The sequence below is a fragment of the Micromonospora sp. NPDC050980 genome (assembly GCF_040653835.1).
GTDB lineage: Bacteria > Actinomycetota > Actinomycetes > Mycobacteriales > Micromonosporaceae > Micromonospora.
In genome coordinates this window covers 141938-165107 of sequence record NZ_JBFAGS010000009.1, presented here as the reverse complement: position 1 = coordinate 165107, position 23170 = coordinate 141938, and the positions used below count along the sequence as shown (strand labels likewise).

At 74.5% G+C, this 23170-nt stretch carries 27 protein-coding genes and 1 pseudogene; 9 read left to right on the top strand and 19 right to left on the bottom strand.

The window, feature by feature from the left end:
• Positions 1-33: 33 nt before the first annotated feature.
• Positions 34-837: an indole-3-glycerol phosphate synthase TrpC gene (gene trpC / locus AB0H28_RS16545; protein WP_358040284.1), complete on the bottom strand. Its 804-nt coding sequence runs from the start codon at positions 835-837 to the stop codon at positions 34-36.
• 436 nt (positions 838-1273) lie between these two features.
• Here trpC and AB0H28_RS16540 point away from each other — a divergent pair, with 436 nt between their 5' ends.
• Entirely contained in the window at positions 1274-1549 is a 276-nt protein-coding gene (locus tag AB0H28_RS16540) for a hypothetical protein (protein WP_358040105.1), read from the top strand.
• Here the strand turns inward: AB0H28_RS16540 and AB0H28_RS16535 are convergent.
• The 4 genes and pseudogenes from AB0H28_RS16535 to AB0H28_RS16520 all read right to left on the bottom strand — a co-directional run bounded on the left by AB0H28_RS16535 (position 1542) and on the right by AB0H28_RS16520 (position 3929).
• Complete coding sequence (locus tag AB0H28_RS16535) at positions 1542-2114, bottom strand: Trp biosynthesis-associated membrane protein (protein WP_358040282.1); 573 nt, start codon at positions 2112-2114, stop codon at positions 1542-1544. The genes AB0H28_RS16540 and AB0H28_RS16535 overlap by 8 nt on opposite strands.
• A gap of 8 nt (positions 2115-2122) precedes the next feature.
• Positions 2123-2557 (bottom strand): phosphoribosyl-AMP cyclohydrolase, encoded by a 435-nt coding sequence (hisI, locus tag AB0H28_RS16530; protein ID WP_358040279.1) that lies wholly within the window; start codon positions 2555-2557, stop codon positions 2123-2125.
• Between the two features lie 180 nt (positions 2558-2737).
• A pseudogene (locus AB0H28_RS16525) lies at positions 2738-3376 on the bottom strand (phosphoribosyl-AMP cyclohydrolase); the annotation flags it as partial.
• 163 nt (positions 3377-3539) lie between these two features.
• A complete protein-coding gene (locus tag AB0H28_RS16520) occupies positions 3540-3929 on the bottom strand; it encodes a MerR family transcriptional regulator (protein WP_358040102.1) in 390 nt (129 codons plus the stop codon).
• 109 nt (positions 3930-4038) lie between these two features.
• Between AB0H28_RS16520 and AB0H28_RS16515 the strand changes: the two genes are divergently transcribed.
• The 3 genes from AB0H28_RS16515 to AB0H28_RS16505 are packed head-to-tail and all read left to right on the top strand — an operon-like array spanning position 4039 to position 6184.
• Positions 4039-4764, top strand: coding sequence for an ABC transporter ATP-binding protein (locus AB0H28_RS16515; RefSeq protein WP_358040276.1), 726 nt, complete (start codon positions 4039-4041; stop codon positions 4762-4764).
• A complete protein-coding gene (locus AB0H28_RS16510; RefSeq protein ID WP_358040099.1) occupies positions 4761-5516 on the top strand; it encodes an ABC transporter permease in 756 nt (251 codons plus the stop codon). Before AB0H28_RS16515 ends, AB0H28_RS16510 begins: the two co-directional genes overlap by 4 nt.
• Positions 5513-6184 carry a TetR family transcriptional regulator gene (locus tag AB0H28_RS16505; protein WP_358040096.1) on the top strand — a complete coding sequence of 224 codons (672 nt, stop codon included), beginning with the start codon at positions 5513-5515 and terminating at the stop codon, positions 6182-6184. The genes AB0H28_RS16510 and AB0H28_RS16505 overlap by 4 nt, the downstream gene beginning before the upstream one ends.
• Here AB0H28_RS16505 and AB0H28_RS16500 read toward each other — a convergent pair.
• Positions 6181-7953, bottom strand: a complete 1773-nt coding sequence (locus AB0H28_RS16500) for an ABC transporter ATP-binding protein (protein ID WP_358040093.1) — start codon at positions 7951-7953, stop codon at positions 6181-6183. The two genes, AB0H28_RS16505 and AB0H28_RS16500, sit on opposite strands and share 4 nt — an antisense overlap.
• The gene (locus AB0H28_RS16495) at positions 7950-9818 is read right to left on the bottom strand and encodes an ABC transporter ATP-binding protein (RefSeq protein ID WP_358040090.1); all 1869 of its coding nucleotides are present in this window, start codon (positions 9816-9818) and stop codon (positions 7950-7952) included. Before AB0H28_RS16495 ends, AB0H28_RS16500 begins: the two co-directional genes overlap by 4 nt.
• Positions 9819-9987: 169 nt before the next feature.
• Here AB0H28_RS16495 and AB0H28_RS16490 point away from each other — a divergent pair, with 169 nt between their 5' ends.
• The 3 genes from AB0H28_RS16490 (at position 9988) to AB0H28_RS16480 (ending at position 13642) form a co-directional block, all read left to right on the top strand.
• The gene (locus AB0H28_RS16490; RefSeq protein WP_358040088.1) at positions 9988-10617 is read left to right on the top strand and encodes a TIGR03085 family metal-binding protein; all 630 of its coding nucleotides are present in this window, start codon (positions 9988-9990) and stop codon (positions 10615-10617) included.
• A gap of 126 nt (positions 10618-10743) precedes the next feature.
• Positions 10744-11697, top strand: coding sequence for a terpene synthase (locus tag AB0H28_RS16485; protein WP_358040085.1), 954 nt, complete (start codon positions 10744-10746; stop codon positions 11695-11697).
• Positions 11698-11815: 118 nt separating this feature from the next.
• A complete protein-coding gene (locus AB0H28_RS16480; RefSeq protein ID WP_358040082.1) occupies positions 11816-13642 on the top strand; it encodes a long-chain fatty acid--CoA ligase in 1827 nt (608 codons plus the stop codon).
• 99 nt (positions 13643-13741) lie between these two features.
• Here AB0H28_RS16480 and AB0H28_RS16475 read toward each other — a convergent pair whose 3' ends face one another.
• Together AB0H28_RS16475 and AB0H28_RS16470 are read right to left on the bottom strand one after the other, a co-directional pair.
• Positions 13742-15013 (bottom strand): low temperature requirement protein A, encoded by a 1272-nt coding sequence (locus AB0H28_RS16475; protein WP_358040273.1) that lies wholly within the window; start codon positions 15011-15013, stop codon positions 13742-13744.
• Between the two features lie 104 nt (positions 15014-15117).
• Complete coding sequence (locus AB0H28_RS16470) at positions 15118-16569, bottom strand: PLP-dependent aminotransferase family protein (RefSeq protein ID WP_358040079.1); 1452 nt, start codon at positions 16567-16569, stop codon at positions 15118-15120.
• 59 nt (positions 16570-16628) lie between these two features.
• Between AB0H28_RS16470 and AB0H28_RS16465 the strand changes: the two genes are divergently transcribed.
• Together AB0H28_RS16465 and AB0H28_RS16460 are read left to right on the top strand one after the other, a co-directional pair.
• Positions 16629-17261, top strand: coding sequence for a hypothetical protein (locus tag AB0H28_RS16465; protein ID WP_358040076.1), 633 nt, complete (start codon positions 16629-16631; stop codon positions 17259-17261).
• A 115-nt stretch (positions 17262-17376) separates the two neighbouring features.
• Positions 17377-17838 (top strand): hypothetical protein, encoded by a 462-nt coding sequence (locus tag AB0H28_RS16460; protein WP_358040074.1) that lies wholly within the window; start codon positions 17377-17379, stop codon positions 17836-17838.
• A gap of 17 nt (positions 17839-17855) precedes the next feature.
• On the opposite strand, the gene hisF is transcribed toward AB0H28_RS16460, so the two are convergent.
• From hisF to AB0H28_RS16410, 10 genes are all read right to left on the bottom strand, one after another.
• Complete coding sequence (hisF, locus tag AB0H28_RS16455) at positions 17856-18623, bottom strand: imidazole glycerol phosphate synthase subunit HisF (RefSeq protein WP_358040071.1); 768 nt, start codon at positions 18621-18623, stop codon at positions 17856-17858.
• 77 nt (positions 18624-18700) lie between these two features.
• Entirely contained in the window at positions 18701-19693 is a 993-nt protein-coding gene (locus tag AB0H28_RS16450; protein WP_358040068.1) for an NADP-dependent oxidoreductase, read from the bottom strand.
• Positions 19690-20115, bottom strand: coding sequence for an organic hydroperoxide resistance protein (locus tag AB0H28_RS16445; RefSeq protein WP_358040065.1), 426 nt, complete (start codon positions 20113-20115; stop codon positions 19690-19692). Before AB0H28_RS16445 ends, AB0H28_RS16450 begins: the two co-directional genes overlap by 4 nt.
• Before the next feature lies 1 nt (position 20116).
• Positions 20117-20563 carry a MarR family transcriptional regulator gene (locus AB0H28_RS16440; RefSeq protein WP_358040062.1) on the bottom strand — a complete coding sequence of 149 codons (447 nt, stop codon included), beginning with the start codon at positions 20561-20563 and terminating at the stop codon, positions 20117-20119.
• A gap of 95 nt (positions 20564-20658) precedes the next feature.
• The gene (locus tag AB0H28_RS16435; protein ID WP_358040059.1) at positions 20659-20895 is read right to left on the bottom strand and encodes a hypothetical protein; all 237 of its coding nucleotides are present in this window, start codon (positions 20893-20895) and stop codon (positions 20659-20661) included.
• Positions 20889-21314, bottom strand: a complete 426-nt coding sequence (locus tag AB0H28_RS16430) for a Rid family hydrolase (RefSeq protein ID WP_358040056.1) — start codon at positions 21312-21314, stop codon at positions 20889-20891. Before AB0H28_RS16430 ends, AB0H28_RS16435 begins: the two co-directional genes overlap by 7 nt.
• On the bottom strand, positions 21311-22039 hold the full coding sequence (gene priA / locus AB0H28_RS16425; protein ID WP_358040053.1) for a bifunctional 1-(5-phosphoribosyl)-5-((5-phosphoribosylamino)methylideneamino)imidazole-4-carboxamide isomerase/phosphoribosylanthranilate isomerase PriA: 729 nt from the start codon (positions 22037-22039) through the stop codon (positions 21311-21313). The genes AB0H28_RS16430 and priA overlap by 4 nt, the downstream gene beginning before the upstream one ends.
• Positions 22040-22058: 19 nt before the next feature.
• On the bottom strand, positions 22059-22379 hold the full coding sequence (locus AB0H28_RS16420; protein WP_358040050.1) for a hypothetical protein: 321 nt from the start codon (positions 22377-22379) through the stop codon (positions 22059-22061).
• On the bottom strand, positions 22376-23002 hold the full coding sequence (gene hisH / locus AB0H28_RS16415; RefSeq protein WP_358040047.1) for an imidazole glycerol phosphate synthase subunit HisH: 627 nt from the start codon (positions 23000-23002) through the stop codon (positions 22376-22378). Before hisH ends, AB0H28_RS16420 begins: the two co-directional genes overlap by 4 nt.
• Positions 23002-23169: a hypothetical protein gene (locus AB0H28_RS16410; RefSeq protein WP_358040044.1), complete on the bottom strand. Its 168-nt coding sequence runs from the start codon at positions 23167-23169 to the stop codon at positions 23002-23004. The genes hisH and AB0H28_RS16410 overlap by 1 nt, the downstream gene beginning before the upstream one ends.
• Between the last annotated feature and the right edge of the window lies 1 nt (position 23170).

The following is a 23170-nucleotide window of genomic DNA, read 5'->3' as shown; positions in this document are numbered from 1 at the left end:
GGCGTCCTCTCGGTTCGGGTGGCCCGGGGCAGCTCAGCGCACCGGGCGGGGCGTGGCCGGGTGGTTGCCGGCGTTGACCAGCTCGGCGACCGCCTCGCGCGGACTCTTCTGGGTGACCAGGCCCTCGCCCACCAGGACGGCGTCGGCGCCGGCCGAGGCGTATCGGATCAGGTCGTGCGGACCGCGCACGCCCGACTCGGCGATCTTGACCACGCTGCTCGGCAGACCGGGCGCGATCCGCTCGAACACCGACCGGTCGACCTGGAGGGTGCGCAGGTCACGCGCGTTGACGCCGATCACCTGCGCGCCCGCCTCCAGGGCGCGGTCCGCCTCCTCCTCGGTGTGCACCTCGACCAACGCGGTCATACCCAGCGACTCGATCCGCTCCAGCAGGCCGACCAGCGCGTTCTGCTCCAGCGCGGCGACGATCAGCAGCACCAGATCGGCGCCGTGCGCGCGGGCCTCGTGCACCTGGTAGCTGGAGACGACGAAGTCCTTGCGCAGCACCGGGATGTTCACCGCGGCCCGCACGGCGGCCAGGTCGTCGAGTGAGCCGCCGAACCAGCGGCCCTCGGTCAGCACGCTGATCGCCCGCGCGCCACCGGCCGCGTAGTCACCCGCCAGGTCGGCCGGGTCGGCGATCTCGGCCAGCCGCCCCTTGGACGGCGACGAGCGCTTCACCTCGGCGATCACGGCCACGCCGGGCCGGCGCAGCGCCGCGTACGCGTCGAGCGGCGGCGGTGCGGCGGCGGCCAGCTCACGGATCCGCTCCAGCGGAATCTGCTCCTGCCGCCGGGCGACGTCCGCACGCACGCCGGCCAGGATCTCGTCGAGCACGCCTGCGGACGCCGCCGCTCCGGCGTCGTCCCCCTCCGCGTGCGCATGCTCAGCAGTCACCAACGGACTCCCCTCTCCGGGCGTCATGGGCCGATGCTAGGGGGCGCCACCTGGCGACACGTGCCGGGGGGTATGGCGCACCTCACCACATGGGCTGTGGCATGATGGCCGACTTCCGGTGAACGCGGTGTCACGCACCGCCACCCAACGCATCGACCGCCGCCCATGCCCTATCTCACCACGACCGGGCGCGCGGCGCAGGCCGGCGCCCGGCCGGCTGTGACCAAGCTCAAGGACCTCCGGCCCGCCCCAGGTCGCCCCCGCCGGCGGACCATTGACCTGTACGTCACGGTGGCGAAACGTGAGACCGGCAGCATCGTCCTCGGGCACACTCGTCGAGGCTGCCGTCGACAACCGATCTCGTGTGGGGTGAACCATGGGCGCCAACGGGCCGCACCAGAACCTCGGGCTGACGACCATCTCCCGGACCGTCGCCTCGCTCGCCGTCGGGGTGGTGCACACGCTCGAACGGGCTACGGCGGGCGACGGGCGGACGCGCACCGCGCGGGGCAACGCCTGGGAGGCGGTCTGCGCCGACCGCGCCCGGGCCGCCCAGCGGCGCGAACTGGAGCGGCTGGTGGCCGAGCTGGCCGCCGCCCGGGCCGCGGCCCGGGAACGCCGCGACGCGCGCGCGGCGCAGCGGGTCAGCTGACCGTCGGATCCTCGCCCCGGTCCAGCGCGTCCCACGCGTCCCGGGTGCCCCGCTGCACCGCCGGCCGGCCGGCGTCGACGGCCGACGCCGGCGCGGCCCGCCGGTCGTAGCGGGCCCCCATCGCCGGCCAGCCGCCGCCCCGCCACGCGGCGCACGCCCCACCGGCCGCCAGGGCCAGGCCACCCACCAGCACCAACGCCGGCCAGTGCCGGCTCACCCCGGCCTCGGTCAGGCCGACGCCGCCGCCGACCGCCAGAGCCAGCCCGACGCCGGTCAGCGACACGCCCAGCAGCCGGCGCAACCGCCCCCCGGTCGCCAGCACCGCGCCGCCGCCGGCCAGCCCGACGTAGGCCAGCGCGGACACCCACGGCAGCAGGTCCGCGCCGGTGCGGCTGCGCTGCCCGGCCGGCAGGACGTCACGGGTGGCCGGCTCCACCGACCAGGACCGGGTCGCCGCCCACGCGGCCAGCCCCGCGCCGGCCAGGCAGAGCAGCACCGCGTACGCCAGCTCGCGCCGGCTGCGGGCGGCGGTCCGGCCGGGCGCGACGGTGACCGGTGTGCTCATCGGGCCGGTCACGGGGTCGCCTCGGGCGAGCTGACCGGCAGGTCGGTGAAGAAGCAGGTGCGGTGCCCGGTGTGGCAGGCCGCGCCGACCTGCTCCACGCTGACCAGCAGCGCGTCTCCGTCGCAGTCCAGCGCCACCGAACGGACGTACTGGTGGTGGCCGGAGGTGGCCCCCTTGACCCAGTACTCCCCCCGGCTGCGGGACCAGTAGGTGGCCCGGCCGGTGGTGAGCGTGCGGTGCAGCGCCTCGTCGTCCATCCAGGCGACCATCAGCACGTCGCCCGAGTCGTGCGCGCGGACCACGGCGGCGACCAGGCCGTCCGGGCCGCGGCGCAGTTTGGCCGCGATGGCCGGGTCGAGCCGGGAGGGACGGTCCGGGGCGGGGGCCGGGGCACCGGCGGGGCGGGCGGGGGCACCGGGAACCGGCGCGTCAGAGGCGGGCACGGTTGACAATTCTCCCGCACGCGGCCCCGGCACCGGGGAGGCGCCCCGAGTGACGGGCGGCACCACGCGCAGGGCCCGGGTGAGCTGGGCCAGGTAGCGGTCCAACCGGCCGTCGGCCAGCGCCTCGGCCAGGTCCGCGCCGGCCACCGCGGCGATCTCCCCGGCGTACGGGCGGACCAGCGGGACGATCCCGGTGACCAGCCGGCCGGCGGCGGCGCCGACCTCGACCGGGTCGCCACCGCGCAGCCCGAGGCAGAGCAGCATGTCGGCACGGTAGCCCGGTGGGACGACCGGCAGGTCCAGCGCGGCGGTCAGGGCCGACCGCCGGGACACCACCCGGACCGAGGAGTTGGCCGGCCGGAGCACCGACGGGCAGAGCCGGGCCAGGTCGGCCGCGGCGAGCCGGACCCCGATCGGGTCGCCGGCCCAGCGGGCGCCGGCCACCTTGCCCAGCGTCGCGATCAACTCCTCCAGGCGCGGCTCGTCCGCGGGCTGGCAGAGCACGGGCAGGTCGATCCGGCGGCGCCACTCCGGCACCGCCCAGAGCAGCCGGGCCGGCGCGGTGACCGGGAGCCCGAACGCCCAGTCGGCGGGCTGGCCGAGCCGGTGCACCCAGGAGCGGACGTCCCGGGAGGCCACCGACACGTGCACCAGGCGGCCGTCGAACTCGGCCAGATAGGCGCGCCGGGCGGCGTACGGGTCGGCGGGGCGGGGCCGGGCGGACGGGGTGGGGCGGTCGTCGTCGGTCGCGACGAGCACGTCCACGTCGACGTCGCTGTGTGTGGTGGCGGCCCGCCGGGCGTGACTGCCGCGCAGCATGATCCCGACGACCGGGCGGTCCGCGGCCTGCCGGAGCCGGCCCGCCCAGTCGTCGAGGAATCCGGACTCGGGCAACGAAGCGGGACCCACCGCGACATGGTGCCGGAAGTCCGATCTTCGGCGCAATGACCGATGGCGGACCGGCTGTCCGCTGCGGGAGGCTTCAGCCCAGTTCCTCCTCGGCCCGCCGGTACGCCTCGATCTTGTGGTCGAGCACCTTCAGGTCCTCGGTGAGGTCGGCCATCCGGGCCAGCACCCGGACGCGGTGCGCCTCGAACAGCGCCCGCCGCGCGCCGAGCGTGCGGTCGCCCTGCCGGGCCAGCTCGGCGTAGCGGCGCATGTCCCGCACCGGCATCCCGGTCCGCCGCAGCCGGGTCAGCAGGAACAGCCAGTTGACGTCCGCCTCGGTGTAGCGCCGGCGGCCGGCCGAGTCCCGGCCGACCGGGGCGACCAGACCCTCCTGCTCGTACCAGCGCAGCGTGTAGGTGGTCAGGCCGACCCGCTCGGCCGCCTCGCCGACGCTGAGGCTCTTCTCCCGGAAACCGATGTCCACGCCGTCCAGGCTTCCAGTTGGAGCCCACTCGAAGTCAACCCGCTGTTGCCCGGGCGAGGGAATTCATCTAGCGTTGATTTCATTGGTTGACGAATTCTCGGAGGCGATCATGGACGACGCGGTGTCGGTCCGTGACCTGGTGGTCGACCGGGGCGGACGGCGGGTGCTGCACGGCATCAGCTGCGCCGTGCCCCGAGGCACGGTCACCGGGTTGCTCGGACCCAGCGGCAGCGGCAAGACCACGCTGATGCGCGCCGTGGTCGGCGTGCAGACCATCGGCGGCGGCACGGTCGACGTGCTCGGCCGGCCCGCCGGCTCCACCGAGCTGCGCCGCCGGGTCGGCTACCTCACCCAGGCGCCCAGCGTCTACGCCGACCTCACCGTGCGGGAGAACGCCCGCTACTTCGCCGTGCTGCAGGGCCGCGGCCACGCCGAGGCCGACCGCGCGGTGACCGACGTCGGCCTGGCCCCGGCCGCCGACCAACTGGTCGGCACGCTCTCCGGCGGCCAGCGCAGCCGCGCCTCGCTCGCCTGCGCCCTGGTCGGCGACCCGGAGCTGGTCGTCCTCGACGAACCCACGGTCGGGCAGGACCCGGTCCTGCGGGCCGACCTGTGGGCCCGGTTCCACGCCATGGCCGCCGCCGGCACCACGCTGCTGGTCTCCAGCCACGTGATGGACGAGGCGGCGCGCTGCGACCGACTGCTGCTGATCCGCCAGGGCCGGCTGGTCGCCGACGACACCCCGGCCGCGGTCCGCGCCGCCACCGGCGTCGACGACCTGGAGGAGGCGTTCCTCCGCCTGATCCGTGACAGCGAACCGGAGGCCACCTCATGAACGGGCGCATCCTGGCCGCCACGACCGGGCGGATCCTGCGTCAGCTCCGGCACGACCGGCGCACCGTCGCGCTGCTCGTCGTGGTGCCGGCCGTGCTGCTCACGCTGGTCTACTTCATGTACGTCGACCAGCCCACCCCGCCCGGCGCGCCGAGCACCTTCGACCGGGTCGCGCTGATCATGCTGGGCTTCTTCCCGTTCATCATCATGTTCCTGGTGACCAGCATCGCCATGCTCCGCGAACGCACCACCGGCACGCTGGAGCGGTTGCTCACGACGCCGCTGGGCAAGCTCGACCTGCTCTTCGGCTACGGCATCGCGTTCGGCCTGGCCGGGGTGCTCCAGTCCACCGTCGCCTCGCTGCTGGCCTACCAGGTGTTCGGGCTGGACACCGCCGGGAGCCCCTGGCTGGTCGTGCTGATCGCCGGCGTGAACGCGGTCCTCGCCGTGGCGCTCGGGCTGTTCTGCTCCGCGTTCGCGCGCACCGAGTTCCAGGCGGTGCAGTTCATGCCGGTGGTGGTCGCACCGCAACTGCTGCTCTGCGGGCTGTTCGTGCCGCGCGGGCAGATGGCCGGCTGGCTCCAGGCGGTCAGCGACGTGCTGCCCCTGTCGTACGCGGTCGAGGCGTTGCAGGAGGTCGGCGCGCACGCCGACGCGACCGCCACCATGTGGCGCGACGTGGCGGTCGTGGCCGGCGCGGCGGTGCTCGCGCTGGTGCTGGCCGCCGCGACGCTGCGCCGGCGCAGCGGATGAGCCGCCGCGACGCCGACGCCCAGCCGGCGAGCCCGGATGGCGACGCCGAGCCGGCGCGGCGGACGAGCCGGCGGCGCACCGGACGGCGGCCCGGCAGGCCGGACACCCGGGAGGCCATCCTGGCCGCGGCCCGGGCCTCGTTCGCCGAGCGCGGCTACGACGCCACACCGATCCGGGCGGTCGCGTCCGCCGCCGGGGTGGACCCGGCGCTGGTGCACCACTACTTCGGCAGCAAGGAGGACCTGTTCCGGGCCGCCATGGCCATCCCGGTCGACCCGGCGGAGCTGGTGCCGCGGGTTCTCGCGGGCGGCCCGGACGAGGTCGGCGAGCGGCTGGTCCGCACGTTCCTGACCGTGTGGGACTCCCCGGCCGGCGTCGCCGCGGTGGCGCTGCTCCGCTCCGCGGTGAGCAACCAGTGGACCGCCCGCCTGCTGCGGGAGTTCCTGACCACTCAGATCCTGCGCCGGGTCGTGGCGCAACTCGACCTCGACCCGGCCGAGGCGCCGTTGCGCGGCGCGCTGGTCGCCACCCAGGTCGCCGGCCTGGCCATGATGCGCTACGTGATCCGCCTGGAGCCGGTCGCGTCCGCGTCGGCGGACACGCTGGCCGCCACGATCGGCCCGACCCTCCAGCGCTACCTCACCGCCCCGCTGGAGCGGACCCGCTAACGGGTCTGCTCCAGCCAGGACGCGTAGAGCAGGGCGTAGACCGAGTCGGCGTCGCGCACCAGTTCCTCGTGCGGGCCACGCTGGACGATCCGGCCCCGGTCCACCACGATCACCTCGTCGGCCGCCTGGGCGGTGGAGAGCCGGTGCGCGATGGCGAGCGTGGTCCGCCCCCGGGTGACCGCGTCGAGCGTGCGTTGCAGGCGCACCTCGGTGGCCGGGTCGACCGCGCTCGTCGCCTCGTCGAGCACCAGCAGGTCGGGGTCGGCCACGTAGGCGCGGGCCAGCGCCACGAGCTGCCGCTCGCCGACGCTGAGCGCCTCGCCGCGCTCCCCGACCGGCGTGTCCAACCCGGCCGGCAGCCCGGCCAGCCAGTCGGCCAGGCCCAGCTCGGTGAAGGCGGCGGTGAGCCGCGCGTCGGTCAGCTCCGGGCGAGCGAAGCGGACATTTTCCGCAACCGTGGTGTCGAACAGGAAGCCGTCCTGCGGCACCATCACCACCCGGGTACGCAGCGAGTCGAACCGCACCTGACGCAGGTCGACGCCGGAGAGCAGCACCTGCCCCTCGCTCGGGTCCATCAGCCGGGTGAGCAGCTTGGCGAACGTGGTCTTGCCACTGCCGGTCTCGCCCACCACCGCCACCCGGCTCTTCGCCGGGATGTCGAGCGTCACGCCGTGCAGCACCGGCGGCCCGCCCGGGTAGGCGAACGTCACGCCGGCGAAGCGGACGTCGAGCGGACCGACCGGCAGCTCAAGGCCCTGCCGGCCCGGGTCGGCCACGTCCGGGGCGACGTCCAGCACGTCGAGCACCCTTCGCCAACCGGCGATCGCGTTCTGCGCCTCGTTGAGCACCTCGGTGGCGATCTGCACCGGCTGGATGAAGAGCGTCACCAGGAACAGGAACGCGGTGAGCTGGCCGACCGACAGGGTGCGGTCGACGCCGAGGCTCACCCCGACCACCACCACGCCGGCCAGCGCCAGGCCGGCGGCCAGTTCGCCGACCGAGCTGCCCAGGATGCTGATCCGGATCGCCCGCTGCTGGGCCACCCGCTGCCCGTCGATCGCCGCGTCCAACCGCCGCGCGGTGCGCCCGGCGATGCCGTACGACCGGATCACCGGGGCGCCCACCACGCTCTCGCCGATCACGCCGAGCAGCGCGCCGGTCCGCTGCCGGACCAGACCGTACGCGCCGGCCAGCCGGCGCTGGAGCTGCCGGATGACCAGCACCGCCGGCGCGAACGCCACGAGCACCACGAGCGTCAACTGCCAGGAGTACGCCAGCATCACCGCGGTGGTGACCACCAGCTGGCCCAGGTTGACGATGAGGATCACCCCGCCCCACTGGAGGAACTGGGTGATCTGGTCGACGTCGCTGGTCACCCGGGAGACCAGTGACCCGCGCCGCTCGGACTGCTGGTGCAGCATCGACAGGTCGTGCACGTGCCGGAACGCGCGGGTGCGCACGCCGGCCAGCGCGGTCTCGCTGACCGTGAACAGCCGGCGCATCATCAGGTAGCCGCAGGTGGTGGTGACCACCAGCACGGCGGCGGTGACCGTCACGGTAAGCGAGATGACGTCCAGGTTGAGCCCGCCGACGATGCCGTGGTCGATGCCGCGCTGCACCGCCACCGGCACGGCCACCCGGCCGACCATGTAGACCAGCGCCAGCGCCAGCGTGCCGGCGAGCCCGGTCTTCAGCTCCGGGGAGAGCGCCAGCCCGCGCCGCAGCGTCCCCCACGTCGTCTCGGTCCGCGCCTCGGCAACGGCAGTCACCGGTCCACCTCCAGGCCGGAGGTCACCGGGGTGACCTCGTCGTACGTGCGGTTCTGTTCGCGTTCCTGCTCGGCCTGCTCGTACGCGGTGACCAGGTCGGCGTAGCCGGGCACGGTGGCCAGCAGCTCGGGGTGTGTGCCGCGGGCGACCACCCGGCCCTGCTCCACGTAGATCACCTCGTCGGCGAGCGCGATGGTGGCCCGCCGGTACGCCACCACCAGGATCGACGCCGGCGCGCCGCCGTCGGCGGGGGCGCGCAGACCGGCCAGGATGGCCGCCTCGACCCGTGGGTCGACGGCGCTGGTGGCGTCGTCGAGCACCAGCAACCGGGGCCGGCCGGCGAGTGCCCGGGCCAGCGTGAGCCGCTGCCGTTGGCCGCCGGAGAGCGAGGTGCCCCGCTCGCCGACCATGGTGTCCAGCCCGTCCGGCAGCGCGGCGACGAAGCCGTCCGCCTCGGCCAGCCGCAGCGCCGCCCACACCTCGTCGTCGCCGACGCCGGCGCGGTCGAGCGTGATGTTGGCCCGCACGGTGTCGTCGAAGACGAACGGCACCTGGGCCACCAGCGCCACGTTGGCGGCGAGCGAGGCGGCGGTCAGGTCGCGCACGTCGACGCCGTCCAGGGTGACCCGGCCGGCGCTCGGGTCGACCAGGCGCACGGCCAGCGACGCGATGGTGGACTTGCCGGCGCCGGTCGGCCCGACCAGGGCCACCGTCCGGCCGGCCGGCACGGTGAAGGTCACCTCGCCGAGCACCTCCGCCCCGGGCAGGTGCGCCTCGGCCGGCTCGTAGGCGAAGTGGACGTCGGCGAAGCCGAGCGTGGCCGGCGTCCGACCGGCCGCGTCGAGCGTCGCGTCGCCGTACGGCATCTCGCCGGCGGCGTCCAGGACCCGACGGACCCGGTCCCAGCCGGCGACGCTGCGCGGCAGCTCGGCCAGCACCCAGCCGATGGCCCGCACCGGGAACGCCAGCACGGTGAACAGGAACGCCACGCTGACCAACTCGGTGACGGTGATCGCGCCCTGCCGGAACCGGACCGCGCCGACCACCAGCACGGCGAGCGTGCCCAGGCTGGGCAGCGTCTCCAGCATCGGGTCGAAGACGCCGCGCAGCCGGCCGACGGAGATCAGCGCGTCGCGCAGCTCACCGGCGCGGGCGGCGAAGCGGGCCGTCTCCTGCGACTCGCGGCCCATGGTCTTGACCACGAGCGCGCCGTCGAAGCTCTCGTGCGCGATGCCGCTGACCTCGGCGCGCAGCCGCTGGGCCCGGGCCTGCCGGGGCGCCATCCGGCGGGAGTAGACCACGTTGAGCGCGAACAGCGCCGGGAAGACGGCGAGACCGACCAGGGCGAGCGCCCAGTCGGTGAGGAACAGCGAGGCCACGGCGCCGACCAGCATCACCAGCGTACCGACCGCGAACGGCAGCGGCGCGATCGGATACCAGGCGGCCTCGACGTCGGAGTTGGCGTTGGACAGCAACGTGCCGGTGGAGTTGCGGTGGTGCCAGGCCAGCGGCAGGTCCAGGTAGCGCCGGGTGACCCGGCGGCGGTAGGCGGCCTGGAGCCGGTACTGCATGTAGCCGGCGCCGAGCCGCCGGCCGAAGATGCCGACCACCCGCAGCACACTGATCCCGAACAGCGCCGCCGCGGCGAGCGCGAGTGCGCTGGTGGCCACCTCGCCGCGTTCGACCGCCGGCACCACCACCTCGCCGACCACCGCGCCGACCACGTACGCGCTGGCGATCACGAGCAGGCCGAAGAGCACGCTGCCGCTGACCGCCACCGCGAAGATCCGGGGTTGTTCGCGGATCGCCCGGCCGAGCACCCGTAGCCCTCTGCCCAGCACGTCCCGACTTGTCCCGCTCGCCACGCTCTCCCCCGCCGTAAGCCACAATTTTCTCCCCCATCCTTACCGCTCGCCGCCACGTCCGCCGACCGCCCCGGATATGTCCGCCGTCACGCTCCCCCGGACCTGCGACGACCCCGGCGATCCGACCCGCCACCGCGCCGACCGGCGCGATCGGGCCTACGATCGGGCCATGCCGCGGTACGCCCGGGCGGAGCGCGAGGCGCTCGCCGACCTGATGCTCGAACTCGGACCGGACGCACCGACGGTCAACGAGGGATGGACCACCCGTGACCTGGCGGCGCATCTGCTGGTGCGGGAACGCCGGCCGGACGCCGCCGGCGGCCTCCTGCTGCCCCCGCTGCGCGGCCACGGCGAGGCGGTCCGGCTGCGGATCGCCGCTCGCCCCTTCGCCGACCTGGTCGCCCAGGTCCGCCGCCCGCCGCTGTGGAGCCCGGTGAGCAACCCGCTCACCGACGAGCTGGTCAACGGCGTGGAGTTCTTCATCCACCACGAGGACGTGCGCCGCGGCCGGCCGGGCTGGCACCCCCGCGACCTCCCGGCCGGCGAGCAGGCGATGCTCTGGAAGCGGGTGACCCTGCTGGCCCGGATGGCGCTGCGGCGGTTCCCGGCCGAGGTGCTGGTGCAGGCGCCCGGGCACGGCGAGGTCCGGGCCGGGCGGGGCGGCGAGCGGCTGCGGCTGGTGGGCGCGCCGGGCGAGCTGGTCCTGTTCCTCAGCGGCCGGCAACGGGTGGCCCGGGTGCAGGTGGACGGCCCGACCGGAGCCGCCGACCGGCTGCGCGCAGCCGAGCTGGGCTTCTGACCGAGCGTGTGCGGGCGGTGACCCGCTCATCGCGCACAATGCGCTTCCCAGTGATGAACAACGATCTTTTCTGCCGTACGCTGCTGTCCGCCACCCGGCCCACCGGGCGGCGGACAGGGGGCACGGATGCGCGGTTTCGCGCTCTCGGCGCTGCACGAGCCACCCTTCCCGGCGCGGCGGCACCCCGAGGTCGATCGGGTCGCCGCGGAGAGCGCCGACTGGGCGCGCGGCCTCGGCCTGGTCGATGATCCGGCCGGCCGGCACCGGCTGGCCGGGGCGCACGCCGCGGAGCTGGCCGGCCGGTCCGGCCCGGAGGCGTCCCTGACCGGCCTGCGCCTGCTCACCGACCTGGTCAACTGGCTGTTCGTGGTGGACGACGCCTGCGACGACGACGAACTGGGCGTCGACCCCACCCGACTGGCGCCCACCGTGGCGGCGTTGCTGACCGTGCTCGACCGGCACGGCGACCCGGCCCCGCCCGTCCCGGCCGACGCCGGCCCGCTCGCGGTGGCCCTGGACGACCTGTGCCGGCGGGCCCGGGACGCGCAGCGGCCGGCGTTGCTGCTGCGCCTGGTCAGCCAGTTGCGGGAATACCTGCTGGCGCTGCTCTGGGAGGCGGCGAACCGGGAGCACCGGCGGGTGCCGGGGGTGGCCGAGTACGTGCAGATGCGCCGGCACACCGGCGGCGTGCGGCCGAGCTTCACGATGACCGACCTGAACCGCCCGGGGCGGCCCGGCCCCGCCCGGCGGGCCGACCCGGCGCTGGCCGCGCTGGACGCCCTCGCCACCGACCTGGTCTGCTGGTGCAACGACCTGTTCTCCTACGGCAAGGAACGCGGCCTCGCCCCGGCGACGCACAACCTGGTCACCACCATCGCGGCGGAGACCGGGCAGGGCGAGGAGGCGGCGCTGCGCGCGGCGGCCGAGAAGTTCAACGCGGCGCTCGCGGCCTACGCGGAGCGGGACGGGGCGCTGAGCGCCGCCGCCGCCGACGACGGGGTGCGCGCGTTCCTGGCCACCCGGCGGGACTGGATCCGGGCCACCTACGACTGGTCCCGCGCCGCGGCCCGATATGCCTGAACCGGCCGCTCAGGCCGATCAGCACTAGCCGCTGCCCCCGTGCACGCAATACTCTTCGGTAACCGCAGGCCGGCGTGACCCCCGTCACGTCCCTCCACCCCTGAAGGCGGCTACCACGATGGCTCTCGATATACCGTACCGTTCCGTACCGGACATGTTCCTCAAGCGCGTGGCCGATTCCCCCGACCGGCACGCGTTCGCCCACCCCGCCCCGGACGACTCGGGCCCGGTCTGGCTGACGTGGGAGCAGGTCGGGCAGCGCGCCAAGGCCATCGCGGCCGGGTTGCACGGGCTCGGTGTGGGACTCGAGGATCCGGTGGCGATCCTGGCCAACACGCGGCTGGAGTGGGTGCTCGCCGACTTCGGCATCATGTGCGCCGGCGGGGCCACCACGACCGTCTACCCCACCACGGAGCCGGCGGACGCGGTCTACATCCTGGCCGACTCCGGCTCGCGGGTGCTGTTCGCGGAGAACCCGGCCCAGGCCGAGAAGATCGCCGGGGCGGAGCTGCCGGCGCTGACCCACGTGGTGCTCCTCGACGGCGCGCCCGACCCGGCCGCCACGGTCCCCCAGCTCACGCTGGCCGAGCTGGAGGAGCAGGGGGCCGCGGCGCTCGACGGCCGGCCCGACCTGATCGACTCGCTGGTCGCCGCCATCGGCCCGGAGCACCTGGCCACCCTGATCTACACCTCGGGCACCACCGGCCGTCCCAAGGGCGTGGAACTGCTGCATGGCGGCTGGTGCTGGGAGGGGGTGGCGCAGGCCGAACTGGGCCTGCTGCGCGTCGACGACCTGCAATACCTCTGGTTGCCGCTGTCGCACTCGTTCGGCAAGACGCTGCTCTGCGGCGCCACCCACGTCGGGCTGCCCACCTACGTCGACGGCCGGGTGGACAAGCTGGTCGAGCTGCTCGGCGTGGTCCGGCCGACGCTGATGTGCGGCGCGCCCCGGGTGTTCGAGAAGGTCTACAACAAGGCGGTCACCACGGCCCGGTCCGCCGGCGGCGCGAAGGCGAAGATCTTCGCCTGGGGGGTCGCGGTCGGCAAGCAGAAGGTCGCGCTGGAGCAGGCCGGCAAGCCGGTCCCGGCCGGGCTGCGACTGAGGTACGGGCTGGCCGAGAAGCTGGTCTTCAGCAAGCTCCAGGCGCGGCTCGGCGGCCGGATGCGGGTCCTGGTGTCCGGCGCGGCGCCGCTGAGCCAGGAGATCGCCACCTTCTTCGCCGCCGCCAACCTGCCCATCTCCGAGGGGTACGGCCTCACCGAGACCAGCGCCGGCGCGTTCGTCAACCCGCCCGACGGGCTCAAGATCGGCAGCGTGGGCCGCGCCATGGGTGACCTGGAGTGCCGGGTCGACGCCGACGGCGAGATCCTGGTCCGGGGCCGCCCGGTCATGCGCGGCTACCACAACCTGCCCGAGGAGACCGCGGAGGCGTTCACCGACGACGGCTTCTTCCGCACCGGCGACATCGGCGTCCTCGACGACGACGGCTACCTGCGCATCACCGACCGGAAGAAGGACCTGGTCAAGACGTCCGGCGGCAAGTACGTCGCGCCGTCGCACATCGAGGGCCTGTTCAAGGCGGTCTGCCCGTACACCTCCCAGGCGGTGGTGATCGGGCAGGCCCGCAACTACTGCACCATGCTGGTCACCCTCGACCAGGACGCGATCCAGACCTGGGCCGCCGGCACGCCGCTGGCGGGGCGCGACTACACCACGATCGTCACGTCGCCCGAGGCGCAGGAAATGGTCGAGGGCTACGTGGCCGAGCTGAACACCAGGCTCAACCGCTGGGAGACGATCAAGAAGGTGACCATCCTCCCCCGCGACCTGACCATCGCCGACGGCGAGGTCACCCCCTCGCTGAAGATCAAGCGGCGCAGCGTGGAGACCAACTTCGCCGGCCAGATCGACAAGATGTACGAGGGCTCGCTCGCCGAGTTGTAGCCCGCACCCGGCGCCGCGCCGGCCGTGCCCCACCGTCCCGGGGCACGGCCGCGCGGGACCGGCCCGGCGTGGCGCCCCGGCCGGCGGCCGCCCGGTCGGTCACAGGTGTCGCTGCCGCCACCGGCTCTGCTCGGCCTCCGCGGCGAGTTGCTCCTCCAGGGCCAGCTCGCGCACCCGGCGTCGCCGGCCGTTCTCGCTGCGGGTCTCCCAGGCGACGCCGGCGACGGTGAGCACCGCCAGCACGCCCAGTGCGATCAGCTCCGGAATCGGCGCGACGAGCGGGGCGACCGCGGCGAGCGCCACCACGGTGACCAGCAACGGCCGGTGCACCTCCCGCAGCGCCAACCACCAGCAGCCGGCGAGGCTGAGCAGATAGAGGCTGATCCCGCCGTAGAAGACCGTGACCCAGAACCCGCCGAGCGGCAGGCCCCAGCTCGGGTTCTCCGGGGCGGCCGCCTCGGCCAGCAGATCCTTGAGGCCGAGCGCGAACAGGATCGTCCCGACGATCACCGGCAGGTGCAGGAAGGTGTAGACGTCGCGCGTCAGTCGCAGCCGGGCCGTGGGGTCCCGGGCCTGGTGCAACGCCTGTTCGAGCGCGAACGCCAGGGTGTCGAAGTACGCCCACCAGAGCGCCGCCACGATCAGGATGCCGAGCAGCGCGGCGATCGTGACCGGGCCGGTCAGGGGCAGCCCGGTCTTGGGGCCGAGCCCGAGCGCGATGATCGACTCGCCGAGCGCGACCAGCACCATCAGCGCGTGCCGTTCCGCCCAGTGCCCCGCCGACACCACCACCCACCAGTGCCGCGCCAGCGTCAGTCCGACGACGTACTCGACCAGCAGCGCCAACGTCCAGAGCGCCAGTTGCAGCCCGACCGCGAACGGTCCCGGTGGCAGCCGGGTGGGCACGGTGCCGGCCACCACCAGCAGTGCGGTGGCCACGGTCGGGACCAGCGCGCGCAGCAGGAGTCGGCGGCGGCGGACCGGGTCGGCACGTTCTGCCCAGCCGAGGATCGTGAGCTGGGCCATCCGGATCACGAAGTAGCTGCCGGCGAAGACCAACGGGCCGGGCAGGCCGCCCGGACGGTCCTGGAACGCACCCGGTGCGCTGAGCACCAGCAGGAACGTCGCGGCCACGGTGACGAAGCCGACAAGCGGCAGCACGCCCTGGTCGGCGCGCAGCGCGTTGCCCATCCGGGCGAACCCGGTCCACGACCACCAGAGCAGCGCCAGCACCAGCAGGAAGCGGTAGAGGTTGGCCGGGGTGAGTTCGGTGGCGGCCAGCGTGGTGAAGCTCAGGAACGCGAAGACGAACACCAGGTCGTAGAAGAGCTCCAGCCGGGTGGTCCGGGAGCCCGGCGCGCCGGGCCGCACGGCCCAGGACCACCGGACACCGCCGCTCCCCACCTGGACAGTCTCCGGCCCTCGGCCGGCCCGGCGCGCGGGATTCCCGGATCACCACCGCAACGGGCGGCGGGTCAGGCGATGACGGTCGGCTCCCGCCACTGCGGCCGGCCGGCCCGGTCCAGGTCGTAGCGGACCGCGGCCAGCCGTCCGACCGCCTCGACCAGCTCGGCGGCCGGCAGGGTGAAGGGCAGCCGGAGGAAGCGCTCCAGCGTTCCGTCCAGGCCGAAGCGGGGACCGGGCGCCAGCCGTACGCCGGCCTCCTCGGCCGCCCGGGCCAGCGCGCTGGAGACCGGGCCGTCCAGCTCCGCCCAGAGTGTGACGCCGCCGCGGGGCACCCGGAACCGCCAGTCCGGCAACCGCTCGGCGAGCGCGGCGACAAGCGCGTCGCGCTGGGCGGCGAGCTGGGTCCGGCGGGCGGCGACGATGGCCGGCGCCTGGGCGAGCAGGTGCACCGCGACGAGTTGGTCGAGCACCGGACTGGCCATGTCCACGCCGACCCGGGCGGCGGCCAGCCGCTGCACCTGGGGTGCGGAGGCGCGCACCCAGCCGATCCGCAGCCCGCCCCAGTAGGGCTTGCTCATCCCGCCGATGCTGATCACCCGGGAGTGCCGGTCGAAGACCGCGACCGGCGGCGGCAGCGGGGTGCCGTCCAGCGGCAGGTCGACGAAGGACTCGTCCACCACCAGATCGGTCCCGGCCGCGTGGGCCGCGCCGACCAGCCGCTCGCGCAGGTCGGCCGCCATCAGGTGGCCGGTCGGGTTGTGGAACTCCGGGATGACGTACGCGAGTTTCGGCCGGGTCTGCCGGAGGCTGCCGAGCAGCAGGTCGGCGTCCCAGCCGGTGTCGGAGAGCCCGTGGGTGGCGATCCGGGCGCGCCGGGCCGCCAGCGCGGCGAGCGCGTTGGGGTAGGTGGGCGACTCCACCAGCACCGGTCCGCCGGGCGACAGCGCCAGCCGCAGCACCAGGTCCAGCGCGTGCTGGGTGCCGCTGGTGACCATGATCTGCTCGGGGCTGGTGGGCAGCCCGCGCTCGGTGTAGCCCCGGGCCACCGCCTCACGCAGCTCGATGATGCCGGTGGGGTGGTAGCCGGCGCCGCCCAGATAGCGGGGCAGGTCCTCGGCGGCGGCCCGGGCGGCCGGGACGAGCTGCGGCGGGGCGGAGAGCGCGGCGACCCCGAGGTCGATCATGTCCCGGTCGTCGAGCGGGGTCCACAGGCCGGTGCTGGCCACCCGGTGCGTGCCCGGCAGCATGGTCCAGCTCCCGGCGCCGCGTCGGCTGGCCAGGTGACCACTCTCCCGCAGTTCCCGGTAGGCGGCGGTGACGGTGGTCCGGCTGATCCGCAGCGCCTCGGCCAGTTCCCGCTCGGCCGGCAGGCGTACCCCGAGGGGGAGGCGGCCGTCGGCGAGCAGGCCGCGGACGGCGCCGGCCAGCGCGACGTAGTCGGGGCTGCGGCGGCGGCCGGGCAGCGCGTGCCACTGGCCGAGCAGTCGCGCCAGTTGGACACCACGCACCTGACTGGTCATAGCCACCCTTCCGCGATTGGCCCCTTCTGCGCCGGCAATTGGCCCCTAGGGTGGCATGCATGGCACAGTTTGGCAATCTCCGGCATCGGCCCGCACGGCGACTCATCCAGCTCTACGCCGGCCTGACGCTCTACGGGCTCAGCATGGCGCTGATGATCCGGTCCGGGCTCGGCCTGGACCCCTGGGACGTGTTTCACCAGGGGCTCGCCCGGCAGACCGGCCTGACCTTCGGCACCGTCACCATCGCCGTCGGCGCCGTGGTGCTGCTGCTCTGGATCCCGCTGCGGCAGCGCCCCGGCATCGGCACGGTGAGCAACGTCGTGGTGATCGGGCTGGTCGTCGACGCCACCCTGGCCGTGCTGCCGCCGGGCGAGGGCCTGCCGGTGCGCGTCGCGCTGCTGGTCGTCGGGATCGTCGCCAACGGCGCCGCCACCGGCCTCTACCTGGGCGCGGGGTTCGGCCCCGGGCCGCGCGACGGGCTGATGACCGGGTTCACCGCCCGCCACCCCCGATGGTCGCTCCGGCTGGTCCGGACCATCATCGAGGTGACCGTACTGGCTCTCGGCTGGCTGCTCGGCGGGACCGTCGGGCTCGGCACCGTCGCCTACGCGCTGGCCATCGGACCGCTCGCCCAGTTGTTCCTTCCGATGTTCGCGGTGCCGCCCCGACCGGCCAACGCCTACGCTGCGTGATCATCACCGGGCCGACCGCCACCGCGCGGCTCGACCGGGCGGCCCTGAGCTGCGACGACGTACGACCGGGAAACCGGGTGTTTCCTCTGCCGTCATGGGCGGGCATCATTCGTGCATGGGGGAGAATGGATGGCGTTGGAGCGACGCCTGGATCTTCGTCGCATTGGTCATCGCGAGCGGCGCCGGCCGGCACCGCCGGGCCGCCGCCACACGCCGCCCCGAGGGGGTGCGCCTCGCCGACGTCCTCTCCACCGCCGACCACCTCAACCAGGCGATTCCCGAGCGGCACGAGGTCGAGGGGGCGGTCCGCCGGCTCACCGGGGCCGGGCTGGTCAGCGTCTGCGACGGCTGGTTCCGGGTCACCCCGGACGGCGAACGGCTCTGGCGCACCCGACCCAGCGCCGGGCTGGGCACCACTGTCGACACGGTGCAGGGCGTGCTGACCCGCCGGCACCCGCCGGGCGAGGCCGAGTGGCAGCTTGCCGAGGACGACCACGCGGCGGCCGTCCAGGAGTATGTGGTCCGGTCCATCCCGATGCCCCGCCGCTCCCCGGAGGGGCGGTCCGGCCGGCCCTGACGCCGGCCCGACCCGGCTCAGCGCACCGGGTGCCCGGCGCCGCGCAGGGCGTCCTTGACCTCGCCGACGGTCAGCTCGCCGAAGTGGAAGACGCTGGCGGCGAGCACCGCGTCGGCGCCCGCCGCGACGGCCGGCGGGAAGTGCGCCACCGCGCCCGCGCCGCCGCTGGCGATCACCGGCACCTCGACCACGTCGCGGACCGCCTGGATCAGCGGCAGGTCGAACCCGACCTTGGTGCCGTCGGCGTCCATCGAGTTGAGCAGGATCTCGCCCGCGCCCAGCTCGGCGCCACGCGCCGCCCACTCGACCGCGTCCAGCCCGGCGCCGCGCCGACCCCCGTGCGTGGTCACCTCGAAGCCGCTCGGCGTCACCCCGGCCGGGGCGCGCCGCACGTCCAGCGAGAGCACCAGCACCTGCCGGCCGAACCGGTCGGCGATCTCGGCGATCAGCTCCGGCCGGGCGATGGCCGCGGTGTTCACCCCGACCTTGTCCGCACCGGCGCGCAGCAGCGTGTCCACGTCCTCGACCCGGCGGACGCCACCGCCCACGGTGAGTGGGATGAAGACCGACTCGGCGGTGCGCCGCACCACGTCGAGCATGGTGCCGCGGTCACTGGAGGAGGCGGTCACGTCGAGGAACGTCAGCTCGTCCGCGCCGGCCCGGTCGTACGCCGCCGCCAGTTCCACCGGGTCGCCGGCGTCGCGCAGGTCGAGGAAGTTGACCCCCTTGACCACCCGTCCGGCGTCCACGTCCAGACACGGAATGACCCGCACCGCCACCGTCATGCCAGGAAGCCTAGCCAACACGGGGGCGGCGGCGACCGGCCGGTGAGGCCGATCACCGCCGCCGGGGCGCGCGCCGGTCAGAGGCGGACCAGCATCTTGCCGAGGTTCTCGCCGCGCATCAGGCCGAGGAACGCCTCCGGGGCCTGCTCGATGCCGTCGACCACCGTCTCGTCGTAGGACAGCCGGCCCTCGCGCAGCCAGCCGGCCATCTCCTGGACGAACTGGGCGCGCAGGTGACCGTGGTCACCGACGAGGAAGCCGCGCAGGGTGAGCCGCTTGCCGATCACCAGCGCCAGGTTGCGCGGGGCGGCCGGTGGCTCGGCCGAGTTGTACTGGGCGATCATGCCGCAGATGGCGGCCCGGCCGTGCAGGTTCATCGCCCCGATCGCCGCCTCCAGATGGTCCGAGCCGACGTTGTCGAAGTAGACGTCGACGCCGTCCGGGGCGGCGGCCTTGAGCTGCTGGTACACCGGCCCGTCGTGGTAGTCGAAGGCGGCGTCGAAGCCGAGCGCGGTGAGCCGCTCGACCTTCGCCCGGGAGCCGGCGCTGCCGACCACCCGGCCGGCGCCGCGCAGCTTCGCGATCTGCCCGACCATGCTGCCCACCGCGCCGGCCGCGCCGGAGACGAAGACCGTCTCCCCCGGCTTCATCGCGGCCACGTCGAGCAGCCCGGCGTACGCGGTCAGCCCGGTCATGCCGAGCACGCCGAGGTAGGCGCTGACCGGGGCGACGTCCGGGTCGACCTTGCGCGCGGCCTTGGCGTCGACAAGCGCGTACTCGCGCCAGCCGAGGCTGTGCAGGACGACGTCGCCGGGCTCGACGCCCTCGGCCGCACCGGCCACCACCTCACCGACCGCGCCGCCGTCGAGCGGGGCGTCCAGCGCGAACGGGGGCAGGTAGGACTTCACGTCGTTCATCCGCCCGCGCATGTACGGATCGACCGACATGAACTGGTTGCGGACCACGAGCTGCCCCGGGCCCGGCGTCGGCACCTCGGTCGTGACCAGTCGGAAGTTGTCGGCGGTGGGCCAGCCGTCCGGGCGGGAGGCCAGATGGATCTCCCGGTTCACCGGGCCTCCCGGACGGTCAGCGCGACCTCGATGTTGCCGCGGGTGGCGTTCGAGTAGGGGCAGACCTGATGGGCGGCCTCGACCAGCTTCTCGGCGGCCGAGCGCTCGACCGCGGGCAGGTCCACCACAAGGGTCACGGCCAGACCGTAGCCGCCGCTGCCGTTCGGGCCGATGCCCACCTCGCCCTCGACGACCGAGCCGGAGACGTCCGCCTTGGCCTGGCGGGCCACGATGCGCAGCGCGGAGTGGAAGCAGGCCGCGTAACCGGCGGCGAAGAGCTGCTCGGGGTTGGCGGCCCCGCCGGCGCCGCCCATCTCCTTCGGCACGGCGAGGTCCAGCTCGACGGTGCCGTCGGAGGTGCGGACGTGGCCGTCGCGGCCGTCGCCGGTGGCCTTGGCGGACGCGGTGTAGAGGACCTGCATGTCACTGCTCCTTCTGTCGGTGGATCGTCTCGGTGACCCGGGTGAGCGTGTCGCGGAGGTTGACCAGTTCGGCCTCCGTGAGGCCGGTGGCCCGGGCCACCCGCAACGGCACGTCCGCCATCCGCTCGCGCAGCGCCCGACCTTGGGCGGTGAGGCTCACTTCGACCCGGCGCTCGTCGACCGCCGAGCGGGTGCGCACCAGCAGGCCGGCCGCTTCCAGTCGCTTGAGCAGCGGGGAGAGCGTGCCGGAGTCGAGCCGGAGCCGCACGCCGAGTTCGGAGACCGTGGGAGCCTCGTCGCCGTGCTCCCAGAGCACCAGCAGCACCAGATACTGCGGATAGGTCAGGCCGTGCTCGTCGAGGATGGGCCGGTAGACGTCGGTCAGGGCGCGCGACGCCGCATAGAGCGCGAAGCACACCTGCCGGCGCAGCACCAGATCATCGGTCACGCCAATAAAGGTAGCCCGCAATCAAGTTGTGTACAACTTATCTGCCGCCGGGCGGCTGCGACACGTGTCACTTAGGAGCGCCTTTGGAGCTGACGTCAGAAACGACTCAGCGGCGCAGCCGCGCCGAGCCGGACGCCCGGCGGGCCGAACGGCGGATTCTGGCCGACCACGGTGTCCGCACCGTGCCGCCCGAGCCGGCGGGCGGGTGAAGACGGGCCACCCGCGCCGACATCGGGCGAGTCGTTTGTGATGTCAGCTCCAAAGGCAACCGAACCAGACTCGGCCACCCGCCGGCGGCACTGTCGAAAGCTCTGCCCGACGATGGTCAGCACGCGGGGACGTACGCCTCCAGCTCCACCTCGACCAGGTGATCCGGGTCCAGCAGGCCGGCCACCACCACCATCGTCGCCACCGGGCGCACCGGGCCGAACACCGCGTTGTGCGCCCGACCCACCTCGTCGGCGAAGAGCCGGTCGGTCACGTACATCCGGGTCCGCACCACGTCGCCCGGCTCCGCGCCCACCTCGGCGAGCGCGTCCAGACCGATCCGGATCGCCTGCGCGGTCTGCGCCGCCGCGTCCCCCACGTGCGCGACCCGACCGTCCACCGTGGACGTGCAACCGGCGGTGATCGCCAGCGCGCCGGCCCGGACCACCCGCGAGTAGCCGTAGAGCGCCTCCCACGGTCCGCCCGACCCGAGCCGGGTCACCACCGGGCCGTCGGCCGGCGGCCCACCCACCTCGATCGTCACGCGCCGGCCCGCAGCGTGGCGAGCGCCTCCGCGACGGTGAACGCGCCCGCGTAGAGCGCCTTGCCGGCGATCACGCCCTCCACCCCGACCGGCTCCAGCGTGGCCAGCGCCCGTAGGTCGTCGAGCGTGGACACGCCGCCGGAGGCGATCACCGGGGCGTCCGTGCGGGCGCACACCGCACGCAGCAGATCCAGGTTGGGCCCGCGCATGGTGCCGTCCTTGGTGATGTCCGTGACCACGTACCGCGCCGCGCCGGCGGCGTCCAGCCGGGCCAGCACGTCGTAGAGATCACCGCCGTCGCGGGTCCAGCCCCGCGCCGAGAGGGTACGGCCGCGCACGTCCAGGCCGATCGCCACCCGGTCGCCGTACTCGCCGCAGATCCGGTCGCACCACTCGGGATCCTCCAACGCGGCAGTGCCGATGTTGACCCGGGCCGCGCCCGTGCCCAGCGCCGCCCGCAGCGACTCGTCGTCGCGGATCCCGCCGGACAGCTCCACCTTCACGTCGAGCTTGCCGACCACCTCGGCGAGCAGCGCGGCGTTCGTGCCCCGGCCGAACGCGGCGTCCAGGTCGACCAGGTGGATCCACTCGGCGCCGTCGGACTGCCAGGCCAGCGCCGCGTCCAAGGGGTCGCCGTAGGCGGTCTCGCTGCCGGCGGCACCCTGCACGAGCCGGACGGCCTGGCCGTCGGCGACATCCACGGCGGGCAACAGGTCAAGGCTCAACGGTTGTCTCCTCGCATCCTCAACGACGGTCCAGCGTGATCACCACGATCGCCGGCAGGACCAGCAGCAACAACACGACCAGCGCCAGCCGCAGCGCGAGGTCGTCGACGAAATTCCAGATGCCGACCACCGCGACGGCGGTGAGCAGCACGATCGCCGCCCGCTCGCCCCGGCTGTGCCGGCGCAACCGGCCGGTGCGGCCACGGCGCAGCCGCGGCGTCAGCCGGCGTACCAGCGAACGGCGCCGCTGCCGGCGCGCCACCCGGCGGGCCCGGGCGGCCCGCTCCCGCTCCTGGTCGGCCTCGCGGGCCGCCCGGCGCCGCGCCCGTTCCTTGCTCACCCCAGCAACCCGAGCCAGTTGCGCAGCAGCGCCGCGCCCGTGTCGGCCGACTTCTCCGGGTGGAACTGGGCGGCCGACAACGCGCCCCGCTCGACCGCGGCGACGAAGTCGCCGCCGTGGCGGGCGGTGGTCACCGCGGCACCGGCGGCGGCCAGCGCGGCCGGGTCGGTGACCCCGTAGGAGTGGACGAAGTAGAACCGGGCGTCGGCCGGCAGGCCGGCGAAGAGCACCGAGCCGTCCGGGGCGTGCACCGTGTTCCAGCCCATGTGCGGCAGGCGCCGCGCGGGCAGCCGGGTCACGCCGCCGGGCAGCAGCCCGAGCCCCTTGGTGACCACGCCGTGCTCCTCGCCGTGGCCGAAGAGCACCTGCATGCCGACGCAGATGCCGAGCACCGGCCGCCCGGCGGCGACCCGCTCGGCGATGACCGGGCCGGCGCCCAACTCCTCGATCCCGGCCATGCATGCGGCGAACGCGCCGACGCCCGGCACCACCAGGCCGTCGGCCGCCGCGGCGGCGGCCAGGTCGGCGGTGACGGTCACGTCGGCGCCGGCCCGTTGCAGCGCACGCTCGGCCGAGCGCAGGTTGCCCGAGCCGTAGTCGAGCACCACCACCCGCCGGCCCATCAGCTCTCCCCGGGCAGCAGCCACAGCACGCCGCCGGCGGTGGCCAGCAGCGCCAGCAGGCCGGTGACCAGCACGGCGGCGCGAGGGGCGCCCTGCTTGTGCAGCGACCACGTCCCGCCGACCAGCACCCCGGCCAGGATCAACAGCAGCGTCGGCCACACCCGCACG

Excerpts from the sequence above, each read along its gene's own strand:
- AB0H28_RS16485 (WP_358040085.1), top strand. The coding sequence starts at position 10,744 with ATGCGCGGTTTCGCGCTCTCGGCGCTGCACGAGCCACCCTTCCCGGCG.
- AB0H28_RS16490 (WP_358040088.1), top strand. The coding sequence starts at position 9,988 with ATGCCGCGGTACGCCCGGGCGGAGCGCGAGGCGCTCGCCGACCTGATG.
- AB0H28_RS16505 (WP_358040096.1), top strand. The coding sequence starts at position 5,513 with ATGAGCCGCCGCGACGCCGACGCCCAGCCGGCGAGCCCGGATGGCGAC.
- AB0H28_RS16515 (WP_358040276.1), top strand. The coding sequence starts at position 4,039 with ATGGACGACGCGGTGTCGGTCCGTGACCTGGTGGTCGACCGGGGCGGA.
- AB0H28_RS16540 (WP_358040105.1), top strand. The coding sequence starts at position 1,274 with ATGGGCGCCAACGGGCCGCACCAGAACCTCGGGCTGACGACCATCTCC.
- AB0H28_RS16480 (WP_358040082.1), top strand. The coding sequence starts at position 11,816 with ATGGCTCTCGATATACCGTACCGTTCCGTACCGGACATGTTCCTCAAG.
- AB0H28_RS16535 (WP_358040282.1), bottom strand. The coding sequence starts at position 2,114 with ATGAGCACACCGGTCACCGTCGCGCCCGGCCGGACCGCCGCCCGCAGC.
- hisF (WP_358040071.1), bottom strand. The coding sequence starts at position 18,623 with ATGACGGTGGCGGTGCGGGTCATTCCGTGTCTGGACGTGGACGCCGGA.
- hisH (WP_358040047.1), bottom strand. The coding sequence starts at position 23,002 with ATGGGCCGGCGGGTGGTGGTGCTCGACTACGGCTCGGGCAACCTGCGC.
- AB0H28_RS16465 (WP_358040076.1), top strand. The coding sequence starts at position 16,629 with ATGGCACAGTTTGGCAATCTCCGGCATCGGCCCGCACGGCGACTCATC.
- AB0H28_RS16510 (WP_358040099.1), top strand. The coding sequence starts at position 4,761 with ATGAACGGGCGCATCCTGGCCGCCACGACCGGGCGGATCCTGCGTCAG.
- AB0H28_RS16445 (WP_358040065.1), bottom strand. The coding sequence starts at position 20,115 with ATGCAGGTCCTCTACACCGCGTCCGCCAAGGCCACCGGCGACGGCCGC.
- AB0H28_RS16460 (WP_358040074.1), top strand. The coding sequence starts at position 17,377 with ATGGGGGAGAATGGATGGCGTTGGAGCGACGCCTGGATCTTCGTCGCA.
- AB0H28_RS16470 (WP_358040079.1), bottom strand. The coding sequence starts at position 16,569 with ATGACCAGTCAGGTGCGTGGTGTCCAACTGGCGCGACTGCTCGGCCAG.